Source organism: uncultured Sulfitobacter sp., from assembly GCF_947502895.1.
Lineage (GTDB): Bacteria > Pseudomonadota > Alphaproteobacteria > Rhodobacterales > Rhodobacteraceae > Sulfitobacter.
The window spans coordinates 308,834-324,517 of sequence record NZ_CANNBM010000002.1; the positions used below are offsets into that span (position 1 = coordinate 308,834).

Here is a 15,684-nt window from a genome sequence, read left to right on the forward strand (position 1 = left end):
ACATGCGATATACTAGTGAAAATTTAGTGATGGAGCGATCAAATGGCGCGTGACACTTCCCTCTCCCTTCGGGCTGGCATTGATGCAGGTACCTACGGTGATCCTGACAAGGTGCTGGAGCAGCTGATAACAACGGCAGCGCTCACTGCGGATGATCGCGAAACGATCAGTACCGCCGCAGCAAGCCTCGTGCGCGACATTCGCGGCACTACAGCGCCTGGCATGATGGAAGTGTTCCTTGCCGAATACGGCCTGTCCACTGACGAAGGTGTCGCCCTGATGTGTCTGGCAGAGGCCCTGCTGCGTGTGCCCGATGCCGATACGATGGACGCCCTTATCGAAGACAAAATCGCGCCCTCGGACTGGGGCCGCCACCTCGGCCACTCTACATCTACAATGGTCAACGCCTCCACATGGGCGCTGATGCTGACAGGCCGCGTTCTGGATGACGAACAACCGGGCCCCGTGCGCCACCTGCGCGCCGCAATCAAACGCATGGGCGAGCCTGTGATCCGCACTGCCGTGGCCCGCGCCATGAAGGAAATGGGCCGCCAGTTTGTGCTGGGTGAAGATATCAAAGGGGCGATGAAGCGCGCCGCAGGGATGGAGGCTAAAGGCTTCACCTATTCCTACGACATGCTAGGCGAAGCTGCCCGCACCGAGGCCGACGCACGCCGCTATCACCTGAGCTATTCCGATGCGATCTCGTCGATTGCGCGTGGTTGTACGCATGACGATATCCGCAAAAACCCCGGTATTTCTGTAAAGCTGTCGGCCTTGCACCCGCGCTATGAGGTGGCCCAAGAAGAGCTGGTCATGCGCGATTTGGTCCCGCGCCTGCGCGCCTTGTGCCTACTGGCCAAATCTGCTGGCATGGGCCTCAATGTGGACGCCGAAGAGGCAGACCGCCTCGGCCTCTCGCTCGACGTAATCAACGCGGTGATGGGCGAGCCTGCGCTGGCGGGTTGGGATGGCTTCGGCGTTGTCGTACAGGCTTACGGCCCCCGTGCCGCCGCCGCTATCGACACGCTCTACCAGATGGCCGAAACCCACGACCGCAGGATCATGGTTCGCCTCGTCAAAGGCGCCTATTGGGACACCGAGATCAAGCGCGCACAGGTCGAAGGCGTCGACGGTTTTCCCGTCTTTACCCGCAAGGCCGCAACCGACGTCAGCTATATTTCGAATGCCCGCAAGCTGCTGGGCATGACAGACCGCATTTATCCCCAATTTGCCACGCACAACGCTCACACAGTGGCCGCCGTTCTGCACATGGGACAGGATAAAGAAACATATGAGTTCCAGCGCCTGCACGGCATGGGCGAGACACTGCACGATATTGTAATGAAGAAACACGGCAGCCGTTGTCGAATTTACGCGCCTGTAGGCGCGCACAAAGATCTGCTGGCCTATCTTGTCCGGCGCCTGCTCGAAAACGGTGCCAACTCCAGCTTCGTCAACCAGATCGTCGACGAAGACGTAGCGCCTGAAGAAGTCGCCGCAGATCCTTTCGCAAGATTGGCAGAATCGGTCCCGAGCATCCCCAAAGGCCCCGAGATCTTCCGCCCGCTGCGCGCCAATGCACGCGGATTCGACCTGACACACACACCAACGCTGACAGCGATCGAAGCAGCCCGCGCACCCTTTGCCAGCCACACATGGGCCGCTGCCCCATTGATTGCTGGCGATGCGACAGGCACGTCCGCGATTGACGTCACTTGCCCTACCGGACTTGGCACCTCTCCCGGCACGGTACATAACGCGACCCTTGATGATGTAGCCAAAGCTCTCGACGCTGCAGCGCCGTGGGATGCACCGCTGGATGTTCGACGCGCCGCCCTGCTGCGCGCCGCAGACATCTATGAGGATCGCTACGGCGAAATCTTCGCTTTGCTCACCCGCGAAGCAGGCAAAGGCCTGCCGGACTGCGTGGCCGAATTGCGCGAAGGGGTCGATTTCCTGCGCTACTATGCCGCGCAGGCCACCAACATGCCCCCCGCAGGCATCTTCACCTGCATCTCGCCATGGAATTTTCCTTTCGCGATCTTTCTGGGCCAAATCAGCGCTGCACTCGCCGCAGGCAACGCCGTCCTAGCGAAACCTGCCGAACAGACGCCCCTGATCGCCCATATGGCGATCAGCGTTCTGCACGATGCCGGTGTTCCTCTCAGCGCACTACAACTGCTGCCCGGCGGCGGTGATATCGGTGCCGCTGTTACCTCCGATTCACGCATCGGGGGCGTTGCCTTCACAGGCTCAACGGCCACAGCCCAGCGCATCCGTTCAGCAATGGCCGATCATTGCGCTCCCGGCACGCCACTCATTGCAGAAACCGGCGGCCTGAATGCCATGATCGTGGACTCAACCGCTCTCCCTGAACAGGCGGTGCAAGCAATCGTGGAGAGCGCGTTCCAATCCGCAGGCCAGCGTTGCTCAGCCCTGAGATGCCTCTATGTACAAGAAGACATTGCCGAAGACTTCCAGAAAATGCTGATCGGCGCGATGCAGGCGCTCCAGCTTGGTGACCCATGGCACCTGCGGACCGATGTGGGTCCAGTCATTGATGAGACAGCCCGCAAAGGTATTGCTGATCACATCGCAGCCGCCCGCGCGCAGGGCCGCCTCATCGCCGAGCTTCCCACCCCCGATCACGGCACCTTCATCGCGCCTACAATTTTGCGCGTCAAAGCGATCAGCGATCTGGAGCGCGAGATTTTCGGCCCCGTTCTGCACATCGCAACCTTCAAATCCCACGAACTTGACAGCGTCATCGACGCGATCAACGCCACAGGCTATGGCCTCACATTTGGCCTGCACACCCGCATCGACGACCGCGTGCAGCATGTCTCCGAACGGATCGAGGCAGGCAATATCTATATCAACCGCAACCAGATCGGTGCCATCGTGGGCTCGCAACCCTTCGGCGGCGAAGGTCTTTCGGGCACAGGCCCCAAAGCAGGCGGTCCCAACTACCTGCCCCGCTTCTCCGCCCCCGATCTGGCAGAGCCATCCACCGCATGGGACACATCGGCCGATCTGCCAGCATTGCCCGCCCACCAACCCCAGATCCTTGACACCGTCTCCCTGCCTGGCCCCACAGGAGAGAGCAACCGCCTCTCCACCCTGCCGCGCGCAGCAATCCTTTGCGCTGGCCCCACAGCCGACACCGCAGCGGCCCAAAAGCGCGCTGTCGAAGCTTTGGGCGGCGTCGCGGTCGTGGCAACAGGTGCCATTGCGCCGGAGGCACTCACAACAGGCCCCGACTTCGGGGGCGTCCTGTGGTGGGGCGATGAGGACATTGCACGCCGGTACGACCAAGCATTGGCACAGCGCAAAGGTCCGATCATCCCGCTGTTGCGTGGTCTGCCCGATACCGCCCGCGTGCGACAGGAACGCCATGTCTGCGTGGATACGACAGCCTCGGGCGGCAACGCAGCCCTCCTTGGCGCCTCTGCCTGAAACGCCAAAGCCAGCCCCGCAAAACGGGCTGGCTCCACTCCTGCTTACACAGATTGAAACAATCGACTTCTTTATTTTTCCACTAAACTCAATCCAGCCCTAACCACCTGCGCCACCGGCACAATATCTGGCTCACGCCCGCCCCAAGCACCTATTGTCCAACCACGCGACAGCGTGTCCGCACGGTCGCGGCGATACGTGCTGTATCCCCTCTTGACCCTGCCCGCCCGATCCCACACGTTGAACCGATGTTCCCCATCCGCGATCATAACCCCTCGGGCCGCGTGCCTTACATGACATATGCGTTGATGGCCGCCAACATTGGCATCTTCCTCAGCATGCTGCCCATCTCTGGAGATGAGCGCGCCTTAGCACAGTTTTACTACGACTGGGCGCTGCTGCCTCGCCGTGTGATGGAGGGGGACGGATACAGCGCCCTCCTTACCTCCCAGTTTCTGCACGGCGGACTGCTCCACCTGGCAGGCAACATGCTGTTTTTGTGGATCTTCGGAGACAACGTCGAGGACAAGATGGGCCATGCCCCCTTCCTCGGGTTCTACTTGATCACTGGGGCGCTGTCTGGCTACGCCCATGTTCTGGCCGATTCCACGTCCTTCATCCCCACTGTAGGTGCCTCAGGTGCGATCGCGGGGGTTATGGGGGCGTATCTGTTGCTGTTTCCCAAAGCGCAGGTGGACATCCTGTTTTTCGTCAGGATTATCCCCATCCCCGCATGGATCATGCTTATGGTCTGGTTTGCCATGCAATTCATCGGCGGCATCGGTGCCACACCAGCAACAGGCGGTGTGGCCTACTGGGCCCATTCAGGGGGCTTTATCGCAGGTCTGCTGTTGGCTGTACCGCTTTGGCTATCGCTTGGCGGGCCTGCCTTTTGGCGTGCAACCGCCGGTCATCCGCCCCATCCACCCGCCAGATACGGAATGCCAAAGGTAAAACGCAAATGAGCTTTGAAATAACCGCGACTTGTCACTGTGGCGCTGTTGCGCTCAGAGGCCATGCGCCCGAAGGTTTTGCCAGTGTCGCACGCTGCGATTGTTCTTTTTGCAAGAGAAGGCAGGCCGCGAATATCGATGTACTATCCGCAACACTCAAAATCACCAAAGGAGCCGAAAATCTCGGGCTTTATACCTTTGGCACGCACAGGGCCAAACATTATTTTTGCAAGATTTGCGGGATTTATACGCACCATCAGAGGTTTTCCAACCCACTTATAAGCGGCGTCAATCTCGGTTGCATTGCAGATACACACCCGCCGGATTATGAACCGATCCCATGGCGTGATGGCAAAGATATTCCCTAAAGAGGCGTCTAACCCTAGCCGCGTACAATCTTGGAGAAATTGGTAAAAATCGCCTCGTTGGCCGCGATAATCTCGCCGTCCTGCAAGACATCACCGCGCGGATTGATCGGCTCAACCAGCCCGCCTGCTTCGCGCACAATGATCACGCCGGCAGCGAGGTCCCAGGCGTTCAGGCGCCGCTCCCAAAAGCCGTCATAGCGACCCGCGGCTACATAGGCCAAATCCAGCGCCGCCGATCCCCAGCGCCGCACACCCGCACAGGCGGGGGCCAGTCGCGCCAGATCCTGCAATGTGGCTGGCAAGTCCGAGCGCCCGCCGAATGGAATACCTGTGGCAAAGATCGACTCGATCATTTTGCCACGTCCCGAAACGCGCAAGCGGCTTTCGTTCAGCCACGCGCCAGCCCCTTTTTCGGCAAAGAACATTTCGTCTTTGGCGGCATCAAAAACAACACCGGCCACGACTTGCCCTTTATGCTCAAGCGCGATGGATACAGCCCAATGGGGTAGCCCATGTAGAAAATTCGTTGTTCCGTCCAGCGGGTCTACAATCCAGCGGCGTGTAGGGTCTTCGCCATCTTCCGCACCGCCTTCTTCCGCGATCCAGCCATAGGTCGGGCGCGCACCGCGCAACTCGTCCTTCAGCAACTTTTCGGCATTGATGTCTGCGCGGCTCACAAAGTCGCCCGCACCCTTCATCGAAACCTGAAGCTGCTCGACCTCACGAAAGTCTTTGACCAACGCGCGCCCCGCTTTGCGCGCGGCCTTGATCATGATGTTAAGATTTGCACTGCCTACCATGTCAAAACGGCCTTCTCGGATTTGGGTTTCCGCCCTCTTAGGACGTAGCAGAGTGAAAGCCAAGGGGCCGTGACGCAGCGTGCCGCTTGTACCCTTGTGCGACTGCGGTACGCTGGCGCAAACCAAAGGGAGAAAACAATGTCCGATATGATGAAACAAATCGTCCTCGCCAGCCGCCCCGACGGCGCGCCAACGCCCGAAAATTTCCGTCTGGAAGAGCATCCTGTGCCCCAGCCAGCCGATGGAGAAGTGCTGGTGCGTGTGCACTACATGTCGCTGGACCCCTATATGCGTGGCCGGATGGACGATGCAAAATCCTATGCCGCCAACATTCCCGTAGATGGGAAAATGGAAGGCGGTTCGGTGGGCGAAATCATCGCATCCAATGCCAACGGCTTCGAGGTTGGCGAATTTGTGATGGGTGGCTTTGGCTGGGCCACACACTCGGTTGCCCCTGCTGCTGGGCTGGCCAAGATCGACCCCGACACCGCCCCCATCACCTATGCGCTGGGTGTACTGGGCATGCCTGGTCTGACAGGGTGGTACGGCCTGACCGAACTGGGCAAGCCAAAAGCCGGCGAAACACTTGTCGTTGCGGCGGCCACTGGTCCTGTGGGATCTATGGTGGGTCAGGTTGCCAAATCCATGGGCCTGCGCACGGTGGGCATCGCAGGTGGGCCAGAGAAATGCAAAACAGCTGTTGAGCATTTCGGCTTTGACGTCTGTCTTGACCACCACGCTTATGAGACAGCCTCCGAATTGCGCAAAGCTATCAAAGAAGCCGCACCAAAAGGCGTCGACATCTATTTTGAAAACGTCGGCGGCAAAGTGCTGGAGGCAGTCATTCCCCTCATGAACCAGTTCGGCCGCATACCCGTCTGCGGCATGATTTCTTGGTATAACGAAGGCGGCCTTGGCGCGGATGCAATCGAGAAAGGCCTTACCGCCCCCAAGCTCTGGCGCACGATCCTCGTAAATTTCCTGAGTGTGCACGGCTTTATCATCTCCAACCACTGGAACCGCATGGGCGATTTCCACAAAGCTGTTGGTCCCATGATCGCCGATGGTCGCGTCAAGGTACAAGAAGACATCACCGAAGGGCTGGAAAACGCCCCAGATGCCTTTATCAAACTGCTTACAGGTGGCAACACGGGCAAAGCCATCGTGAAGGTTATCTAATATTCCCCCGCGCTGCCCTTCTCGGGGTGGCGCGGCACTTGCTTTGCGAAAAAGAAGTGGCCCGATAACCAACTAAACAAACAAGCTGCGCTGCAACATGCCCCAGACACCGCGAATGCGTGCTTAGCATTCGGATCAGGTGAATACGCCAAGCATGGATACGGCCTTTAGCGACAGAATTACCGGCAAAAGGCATGTGTTCATTTTAATAGATGGGCAACTCCCGCTAGGTCAGCCTTTTGAGCAACACAAAGGCATGCATCCCGGGCAGCGCAAAAACGGTGGATGCTGACGCGCCAGCAATGTCCGCTTGCACGGATAACCGCAACCTTAGCTATAGTGCCGCGCTCTGAGTGCCGCAGCGGTGTTTCACCAGACGTTACTTGGCACCTAAATGCAACGCCTGTCCAGCTTACCGCGAGGCTGCTACACAATGTAACCCCTTGTCCTTGAAACATAACGTCAACTGCCCTAGTCGTGATTAATGATTTGGGAGTACATAATTTGCCTGACGTTCTAGACACCTTCGAGACCACCGCCTCGGCAACTTTTAATCAGAGCTTTACAAGCGATTTGAGCAGTGATGCCGACGTCGACTGGATCCGACTGGGCGACAGCGCCTTTCAGCACGGTATTCTTAACGTCACATCACCAGACGATTTGACAGGCGCACGCATCGTCATATACCGCGATGTCGCCTATGACTTCGAGATTGAGCAAGGCACATCATTCCGCAAGTATCAAAAGATCGCGACCTTTGAGGCAGGGAGCAACGGTTTTGCCGACTATCTTTTGTCGCTGAGAACTAACGATGCTGGCGTAGCAGGAACATATGCGGCGATTACCGGTTTTACTGGCGACTATACCATTTCCCTATCAGATTACGCACTGGAGGAGGACCGCTTTGCGACTGCGCCCGATGACTATTCGGGTGCGCCAACAGCGATCACTGTCGGGCAATCGGTAACCGGTGCCGTCGACTATGGACTAGATCAGGATGTCTTCTCGCTAAATCTCACATCAGGGCGTCTCTACTCGCTTAACTTTCTCGATGCGCCTGACGGGTTTTACGGCCAGTTCGAAATAAAGATCGAAACCGCTGACGGGACGCAATATGTAGCGTGGGATTCGCCCTCGTATGTGAATTACGACGGCGCCCTTGAATTTTCCGTCGATACCACCGGAGCTTATACCGTCACCGTATCGACGGGTGACAAGTATAACGGCCCAACCGAATTCGAGATCTACACCGATCAGGATTACGAATTTCAGATCGCGGACTTGGGCAGTTTCACTCCCGACGGCGGAATTGACCAGACATCAGCCGTTGCACTTACTTTGGATACAACCCACCAGATCGAGATCGGGGGTGTTGTTGCGCGCGAACACTGGTTCGAATTTGCCGGTGTTGCCGGTTCGCGCTATGCTATTCGGACCGAAGGTGTTTTTGCACGCGTAGAGGCCCCCGCAAATGTAGAAGCGCAAGGCTATGCCTCGTCGCTGAGGACGTTTGACGGTATCGGGCATTCATTCGTTGTCACGGATGTACTGGATGCCGACACCGACTTTGAATTCTACGTGCGTAGTTTCATGGAAAATGATCAGGTCGATGTAACGATCACCGAGATATTCGACGGGGTCGGAGACGATCTTGCAACAGCCACCCAAATCGCAGTCGGTGCATCCATAACCGAGGAAATCTGGCCCAGTGACCGCGACCACTATACCTTTGATATCGTGCAGGGAGAGGCGTATTCGGTTGCAATGACGCCCGACAGCTGGGTCAAAGACACAAAGAGCATCTTCCTCGGCACAAGTGAGCCCTATCTTTCAGGCGATAATATCATCAGATGGGCGCAGAACTATTCAATCAACACGGGCGAGCAGATTTATCAATTTATAGCTTTGCAGGACGCGACCGTCGAGTTCTGGGTCGACTACGACTATTATGCGTTCACCGGGTATAACGCGGATGGAACACGTTTTACGCGCACACCTTACTGGGGCGAATACACATTCAGCGTGACCGAGGGTTTCGCAGATGACCGTGCAAGCATGTATTCCGCGCTCGTGTCTCCTCTCGCACTGGATGTTGTGACATCGGCACTGTCTGACGGCTTTAACGACGAAGACGGTTTCGCAGTCAGCGTAGAGGCGGGAAAATCCTATACGTTCATCGCAACGATCGGTTCGCAGTACGCAAGCATCGGCCGCACCTTCGTAGAAGGGTACAGCTCAGACGGTATTCCGGGTGTTGATACCACCTATGTGCCCGCAGGCTCGGGCAATCCGCACGGCGACAGCACGTATGACGGAATGACCGACCTGCGGTTGGCCGAGACGATGTATGCCCAGATATCCGACGACCCCACGACGACGACGATAACTTTCGTGGCCGATTACACAGGGTACGTCACGTTAGAGATGGATGGGATGTACCGCACAGGCGCATACGATGTCATCATCACCGAAGGCGATGCCAGCGATGCCCAGCTCATGGCGCTTGGCCTGCCCTCTTTGGGAGACGACAACCTGACAGGAACCGCGTTGGATGACACGATCAATGCTCGACAAGGCAATGACACTGTCTATGGCCTTGATGGTGCGGACACCTTGCGCGGTAGTACCGGCATGGATGTCCTCTATGGCGGCGATGACGCTGACCTGCTGATCGGGGGCGGCAACAGCGACACACTCGAAGGCGGTGAAGGGTCCGATACCATCTTTGGCAGCAAAGGCGCCGACAGTATCTTGGGCGACAGTGGCGCAGACAGCCTGAATGGTGGCTCGGGCAACGACACTCTTCTTGGCGGTGGTAATAACGATACCATTCAAGGCGGCTCCAACAATGACCTGATAAATGGCGAAGGTGGCTCTGACAGCCTTTTGGGCGACGCTGGCAACGATACCCTTTCTGGCGGGATCGGGAATGACACGCTCAGCGGTGGCAGCGGCGCGGACAGTCTGGAGGGCGGCAGTGCTTCGGACACGCTTTTGGGTGGCACCGGTAACGATACCCTGCTTGGGGGTGATGGTTTGGACAGCCTCGATGGCGGCGTAGGCAATGACATGCTGCGAGGTGGTGGTAATAACGACACCCTCTCGGGCGGCGAAAATAATGATCTGCTCTTTGGCGACATGGGGTCTGATAATCTGTTTGGCGATACGGGGAACGACACCCTTTTCGGCGGCATTGGCAACGACTTGCTGGATGGCGGCGGCGGCGCAGACAGCCTAGATGGTGGGGCATGGTCGGACACAGTGATTGGCGGCTTAGGCAATGACAGCCTGACCGGCGGTGTCGGCACGGATAGCCTAGATGGCGGCCTTGGTAACGATCTTGTGCTGGGCGGCTCCGAAAATGACACCCTGCTAGGGGGCAATGGCTCTGACACCTTGCTGGGACAGGCCGACGCAGACTTCATCGACGGCGGCATCGGGAACGACAGCATTTCAGGCGGCAGCGGGTCGGATAGCCTGCTTGGCGGTGATGACAACGACACCATCTCCGGCGGCAATGATAACGACACCATCATGGCTGGCGACGGCGACGATGTTATCTACGGTGGCAGCGGCGCGGACGAGATATTTGGGAATCTGGGTGCAGACACCATTACGGGTGGCGCGGGCAATGACCGTATTCTGGGCGGCATCGGTCCGGATGATTTTATCTTTGCCGCCGGCTTTGGGAATGACACGGTAACGGGTTTCACGAATAACTTCGATGACTTGATCATGCGCGGATTTACTGCGGCAGATCTGACGCTGGACACAACCGGCAACAACACAGTTGTTAACGTGAACGGCACGACAGATTCGATCACACTGCTTGGAGCAACGCTCACTGATTTTGCGGACTTCACCTTCGTATAATCTGTAACAGGCGTTCTGGCCCCGTCAGACGCAAACAGAATGAGAGCATCCGATGAATATCGGGTGCTTTCGATGCATCAGAAAACCAAGCGTTTTCGACCAACTTTTTACAGAGCTGTTGTTGCCGCTGATCGAACTGCACCCTGCAAAGGAGTGCGAATTGCTTGTAGGCGCGCCACAAAAGCTCACTCAACTGACCCAGAAACCGCTTCGTAGAGCAATGAAAGAACCATCTCGGATCTGTGCGCCGCGTTCCTGTTTGCAGCGCCCTCACCTACGCTGATGTCGGCGAATGCCGCTTCGTTGCACCGTCAAGCCCTGATCAATGACCATGGCACATCGCAAACTCAAGACCGCAGACCCAAGCCCGCCAATCAAAGCACCCGTTTTCGCCGATATTCTTGACTGAATGATTAGAGTGGTGCGGGTGAAGGGACTCGAACCCCCACGCCATAGGCGCCAGAACCTAAATCTGGTGCGTCTACCAATTCCGCCACACCCGCATGGTTGCCTTCATACTGTCGGCGTGGGCGGTGTCAATGCGGGTCTTCTGCTTTGGTGGTATGATTTTAGACGCTGTCGGCCGCCCTGCCCTCTCGCCCATCGCCTTCATAATGTCGCAACAGACTTTGCGGTCCTGATAGCTGCCGAATGCTCTCTTTGACGGAATTTAATGGATATCCGGGGCTGATGCGCAAAAAGGGCAAGACATTAACTTCATTTTGTCATATTCTCATGAATAACCTGAGGCAGGTATAGACAAGAAAAGAGACGCCCATGAAACCGAAAACGGTCGGGCGCGTTGGTGGAGATACTCCACAAACGGGCCACTACGCGCCTTATGCAACCCGTGATACGGGTTTGCTGCAAGGCACCACATTGCTGACACTCGAAGGCGAAATGCCTGTCGAATTTATAAGTGTCGGTGACAAAATCATTACACGCGACAGCGGAATTGCGCGGGTCGAGCACATCCAGCGCACAACGCGCAAGGTGCATACGATTGCGCTGGCGGCAGGATCGCTGGGCCATACGCGGCCCGAGCGCGATGCGACGCTGGCAGGCGATCAGATGTGTCTGATACGCGACTGGCGCGCGCAAGCACTGTTCGGCGCTGATCGCGCTCTGGTTGCGGCACGCACTTTGGTTGACGGTGAATTCATTCGCGACCTCGGCATGCAGGAACAGACACTGTTCCAGATCTTCTGTGATGGGCCACACATCCTGTATGCAGATGGCCTCGAAGTGAGCACTGCGGATGGCGCACGCGCACGCGGGCAGGTTCTGCACGCCGCCTAAACCTAACATCTTGTCTCTACCAAAAAGCTCCCGATTTTCCGGGGGCTTTTTGTGCTGAAATAGGATCGCACGCTAGAAAACCCTGTGTGACGGGCGCGCCTCTGGAGCCAACGGCACCCTCTCTTGAAAACGCGATTCATTTGTGCGTGATTTTTAAGCTATCTGATTAATTTGTGTGCATCAGGCAATGTTTCCCGACAGGAAGCTCTCCGCTTCAACCTCATTATCTGGATTCCCCCCTGACGTAGTGAAATGACGAGAGTGGAAATACACCAAGGGGAGGCACATCGGTGAAAAAGATCGAAGCGATCATCAAACCATTCAAACTGGACGAGGTGAAGGAAGCCCTTCAGGACGTCGGTGTGCAGGGGCTTTCTGTTATCGAAGTCAAGGGCTTCGGCCGCCAGAAAGGCCATACCGAGCTTTATCGCGGTGCCGAGTATGTCGTTGATTTCCTGCCCAAAGTAAAAGTTGAGATTGTCCTTGATGACGATCAGGTCGATGCAGCGATCGAAGCCATTGTGGCCGCCGCAAAGACCGAGAAAATCGGGGACGGCAAGATCTTTGTGTCGCCCGTCGAACAAACAATCCGCATCCGGACCGGCGAAACCGGTTCAGACGCCCTGTAAACACCCATATTTGACCACTCGAAAGTAAAAGGACATCGCCATGAGCGCAAATGCAGACCTGATCAAGCGTATCAAAGATGAGGACATCGAATACGTCGATATCCGCTTTACCGATACGCGCGGTAAATTGCAGCACGTCACCATCGTAAACGATCTGGTCGACGAGGACTTTTTGGAAGAAGGCTTCATGTTTGACGGATCCTCCATCGCAGGCTGGAAGTCGATTGAAGCTTCCGACATGAAGCTGATGCCTGATGTCTCCACCGCCTATGTGGACCCCTTTTATGCCGAGAAAACGATCTGCATCCACTGCTCCATTGTAGAGCCTGACACGGGCGAAGCCTATGAGCGTGACCCACGCGGCACTGCACAAAAAGCAGAAGCTTATTTGAAGTCTTCCGGCATTGGTGATGTGGCCTATATGGGTCCAGAGGCCGAGTTCTTTCTGTTCGACAACGTCAAATACTCCAACAGCATCAACAAAGTATCCTACGAGGTAGACGCGTCTGATGCTTCATGGAATACCGATACGGACTATGAAATGGGCAACATGGGCCACCGCCCTGGCCTCAAAGGCGGCTACTTCCCCGTCAACCCAACGGACGAATCCCAAGACCTGCGCGCCGAGATGCTCAGCACGATGAAGCGTCTGGGTATGAAGGTCGACAAGCACCATCATGAGGTTGCCTCTTGCCAGCACGAACTGGGCCTTATCTTTGGCTCGCTGACCGAGCAAGCTGATGAGCTGCAGAAGTACAAATACGTGATCCACAACGTGGCACATGCCTACGGCAAATCCGCAACTTTCATGCCAAAACCTATTTATGGCGACAACGGCTCGGGCATGCACGTGAACATGTCGATCTGGAAAGACGGCAAGCCATTGTTTGCAGGCGATAAATACGCTGACTTGTCTCAGGAAGCACTTTATTTTATCGGCGGCATCCTGTCCCACGCAAAGGCACTCAACGCCTTCACCAACCCGTCCACGAACAGCTACAAGCGTCTGATTCCAGGCTTTGAAGCACCCGTTTTGCGCGCCTATTCTGCCCGCAACCGTTCGGGCTGTGTTCGTATCCCGTGGACAGAAAGCCCCAAGGCAAAGCGCGTCGAGGCACGTTTCCCAGACCCCGCCGCAAACCCCTATCTGTGTTTTGCAGCACTGCTGATGGCAGGCCTGGACGGCATCAAGAACAAGATCGACCCTGGCGAAGCGATGGACAAAAACCTGTACGATCTGCCCGCCGAAGAGCTGGCGGGTATCCCAACGGTTTGCGGCTCCCTGCGCGAAGCGCTGGACGAGCTGGGTAAAGACATGGACTTCCTGCTGGCGGGTGACGTGTTTACCAAAGACCAGATCGAAGGCTATGTAGAACTGAAAATGGAAGAGGTGCACACCTACGAGCACACACCTCACCCCGTTGAATTCGGCATGTATTATAGCTGCTAAGCCAACATTTCTCGACACGAACAGAGGGCGCATCCTGCAAGGGGTGCGCCTTTATTCATGAAATCCTCCAGTTCGCCCCGCATTTCTGCCAAGATCCGCGTGTAGGTGTCAGGTCTGAATGGTCTAGTCGGGCCATGTGTCTCAGGAGGGAACTAGAATGGCTACCAGCTTTGAAGAGCGGCTCGCAAACCTTGAAAGCAAACGCGTTGACGCTGGTGGCCCTGCGGCGCTTGACCTGCCTGACTATAGCAACGGCGGCGCGGAAAAGCAGCCAGCATTACCTCAGCGCGGCGGCAGCAGTAAAATCAAGATGATCGTCTTTGGCATCGCGATCCTTGCGGGCCTGCCAGCAGCCGCATATTTTGGCACCAGCTATCTGGCCAAAAGCTCCGAGATGTTCGCCTCGATCTCACAGACGGCCGGAACAATTTCCGAGTTGGTAGGCAAAGACAGCAAAATGGTAAATGACTACCAGATGAGCCGCATCCTATTCCAATACGAGCGCGGTGAAATCACCCGAGAAGAAACCTTCGAGATGCTTGAAAAAGCTGGCATTGTGTTTGATGACCGCGGCTATAACCAGCAGGTGCAAGAGCAATAGCAGCTCGGACATCAAGCCCAAGGTCGACCCCTGATCCAGCGTCAGTTGTCACGTCAAAACGATCTGGTTTCATGCGAAGATGCGAGAAGGCTGGGCAATCTGGGCGGGTTTGGTTAACCTGACGCCAAACTATCATACCAGAGGTACTTGAACATGCGCTCCTTAAAGACACTGACACTTTCGCTTGCCCTGTCCGCAACGCTTGCCGCCCCTGCGTTTGCGGCGCAATGCGGCAACAACGCAAACGGCTTTAACGCATGGAAAGCCGCCTTTGCCGGAGAGGCACAAAAAGCAGGCGTTGGGCAACGCGGACTAAATGCGCTGGCAAATGCGAAATACGCCACAGCCACCATCAAGGCCGACCGCAACCAGAAATCGTTCAAGTTCACGCTTGATAAGTTCATGCAGGTGCGCGGTGCCAACACCATCGTAAGCCAGGGCCGCAAGCGCAAAGCGCGCAATGCAGGCTTCTACAACTCGCTCGAGAAACAATATGGTGTGCCAGCGGGCGTACTGCTCGCGATTCACGGGATGGAAACAGGCTTTGGCGGGTTCATGGGCAATAGCCGCGTTGTTTCGGCCATTACCACACTGGCATACGATTGCCGCCGCTCGGACTTTTTCAAACCCCATGCGATTGGTGCATTGTTGCTGGTCGATCAGGGCACCATCGACGGCAACACAAAAGGTGCCGCCCACGGTGAGTTGGGTCACACACAATTCCTGCCCGGTAATGCAAAGCGTTACGGCGTCGATGGCAACGGGGATGGGCGCGTAGACCTGTATAACCAGACCGATGCAATGGCCTCTACCGCCAACTTCCTGCGCAAGAAAGGCTGGAAGCCCGGCCAAGGCTATCAGCAGGGGCAGCCGAATTTCAAAGTGATCAAACAGTGGAATGCCGCCACAGTGTACCAGCAAGCGATCGCTATCATGGGTGCCAAAATCGACGGCTAAAAGCGTCGCAGCATAAACACACTCTTGACCCCGACCCTTGCAAAAGCGGTCGGGGTCTTGCGTTTGAGGCCTTGTGGGCCTATCTGCCGGTCAAGGGTCAGGCCCCTGCCGTCCGC

General features: G+C 56.7%; 11 protein-coding genes and 1 tRNA gene. 10 read left to right on the plus strand and 2 right to left on the minus strand.

Annotated elements, in window-relative coordinates:
* The first annotated feature begins 42 nt into the window (after positions 1-42).
* The 3 genes from putA (at position 43) to Q0903_RS09535 (ending at position 4,780) form a co-directional block, all read left to right on the plus strand.
* Positions 43-3,459: a bifunctional proline dehydrogenase/L-glutamate gamma-semialdehyde dehydrogenase PutA gene (putA, locus tag Q0903_RS09525; RefSeq protein WP_299414852.1), complete on the plus strand. Its 3,417-nt coding sequence runs from the start codon at positions 43-45 to the stop codon at positions 3,457-3,459.
* 248 nt (positions 3,460-3,707) lie between these two features.
* The gene (locus Q0903_RS09530; protein ID WP_299414854.1) at positions 3,708-4,424 is read left to right on the plus strand and encodes a rhomboid family intramembrane serine protease; all 717 of its coding nucleotides are present in this window, start codon (positions 3,708-3,710) and stop codon (positions 4,422-4,424) included.
* Complete coding sequence (locus Q0903_RS09535; protein ID WP_299414856.1) at positions 4,421-4,780, plus strand: GFA family protein; 360 nt, start codon at positions 4,421-4,423, stop codon at positions 4,778-4,780. The genes Q0903_RS09530 and Q0903_RS09535 overlap by 4 nt, the downstream gene beginning before the upstream one ends.
* A 14-nt stretch (positions 4,781-4,794) precedes the next feature.
* Here Q0903_RS09535 and Q0903_RS09540 read toward each other — a convergent pair whose 3' ends face one another.
* On the minus strand, positions 4,795-5,580 hold the full coding sequence (locus Q0903_RS09540; protein WP_299414858.1) for an inositol monophosphatase family protein: 786 nt from the start codon (positions 5,578-5,580) through the stop codon (positions 4,795-4,797).
* Between the two features lie 138 nt (positions 5,581-5,718).
* Between Q0903_RS09540 and Q0903_RS09545 the strand changes: the two genes are divergently transcribed.
* Positions 5,719-6,759: an NADP-dependent oxidoreductase gene (locus Q0903_RS09545; RefSeq protein ID WP_299029558.1), complete on the plus strand. Its 1,041-nt coding sequence runs from the start codon at positions 5,719-5,721 to the stop codon at positions 6,757-6,759.
* 504 nt (positions 6,760-7,263) lie between these two features.
* Positions 7,264-10,632, plus strand: a complete 3,369-nt coding sequence (locus tag Q0903_RS09550; protein WP_299414859.1) for a calcium-binding protein — start codon at positions 7,264-7,266, stop codon at positions 10,630-10,632.
* 419 nt (positions 10,633-11,051) lie between these two features.
* Here Q0903_RS09550 and Q0903_RS09555 read toward each other — a convergent pair.
* A tRNA-Leu gene (locus Q0903_RS09555) sits at positions 11,052-11,135 on the minus strand.
* Positions 11,136-11,409: 274 nt separating this feature from the next.
* Between Q0903_RS09555 and Q0903_RS09560 the strand changes: the two genes are divergently transcribed.
* The 5 genes from Q0903_RS09560 to Q0903_RS09580 all read left to right on the plus strand — a co-directional run bounded on the left by Q0903_RS09560 (position 11,410) and on the right by Q0903_RS09580 (position 15,568).
* Positions 11,410-11,931, plus strand: a complete 522-nt coding sequence (locus Q0903_RS09560; protein WP_299029552.1) for a Hint domain-containing protein — start codon at positions 11,410-11,412, stop codon at positions 11,929-11,931.
* A 290-nt stretch (positions 11,932-12,221) separates the two neighbouring features.
* Entirely contained in the window at positions 12,222-12,560 is a 339-nt protein-coding gene (locus tag Q0903_RS09565; protein WP_299029550.1) for a P-II family nitrogen regulator, read from the plus strand.
* Positions 12,561-12,600: 40 nt separating this feature from the next.
* On the plus strand, positions 12,601-14,010 hold the full coding sequence (gene glnA / locus Q0903_RS09570) for a type I glutamate--ammonia ligase (protein ID WP_299029549.1): 1,410 nt from the start codon (positions 12,601-12,603) through the stop codon (positions 14,008-14,010).
* A 157-nt stretch (positions 14,011-14,167) separates the two neighbouring features.
* Positions 14,168-14,611 carry a hypothetical protein gene (locus Q0903_RS09575; RefSeq protein WP_299414862.1) on the plus strand — a complete coding sequence of 148 codons (444 nt, stop codon included), beginning with the start codon at positions 14,168-14,170 and terminating at the stop codon, positions 14,609-14,611.
* 153 nt (positions 14,612-14,764) lie between these two features.
* Positions 14,765-15,568 (plus strand): lytic transglycosylase domain-containing protein, encoded by an 804-nt coding sequence (locus tag Q0903_RS09580; RefSeq protein WP_299414864.1) that lies wholly within the window; start codon positions 14,765-14,767, stop codon positions 15,566-15,568.
* The last annotated feature ends 116 nt before the right edge of the window (positions 15,569-15,684 follow it).

Bases quoted from the DNA above. Each gene is read 5' to 3' on its own strand.
- Q0903_RS09530 (WP_299414854.1), top strand. From the start codon at position 3,708: ATGTTCCCCATCCGCGATCATAACCCCTCGGGCCGCGTGCCTTACATG.
- Q0903_RS09540 (WP_299414858.1), bottom strand. From the start codon at position 5,580: ATGGTAGGCAGTGCAAATCTTAACATCATGATCAAGGCCGCGCGCAAA.
- glnA (WP_299029549.1), top strand. From the start codon at position 12,601: ATGAGCGCAAATGCAGACCTGATCAAGCGTATCAAAGATGAGGACATC.
- Q0903_RS09575 (WP_299414862.1), top strand. From the start codon at position 14,168: ATGGCTACCAGCTTTGAAGAGCGGCTCGCAAACCTTGAAAGCAAACGC.
- Q0903_RS09560 (WP_299029552.1), top strand. From the start codon at position 11,410: ATGAAACCGAAAACGGTCGGGCGCGTTGGTGGAGATACTCCACAAACG.
- Q0903_RS09580 (WP_299414864.1), top strand. From the start codon at position 14,765: ATGCGCTCCTTAAAGACACTGACACTTTCGCTTGCCCTGTCCGCAACG.
- Q0903_RS09535 (WP_299414856.1), top strand. From the start codon at position 4,421: ATGAGCTTTGAAATAACCGCGACTTGTCACTGTGGCGCTGTTGCGCTC.
- putA (WP_299414852.1), top strand. From the start codon at position 43: ATGGCGCGTGACACTTCCCTCTCCCTTCGGGCTGGCATTGATGCAGGT.
- Q0903_RS09545 (WP_299029558.1), top strand. From the start codon at position 5,719: ATGTCCGATATGATGAAACAAATCGTCCTCGCCAGCCGCCCCGACGGC.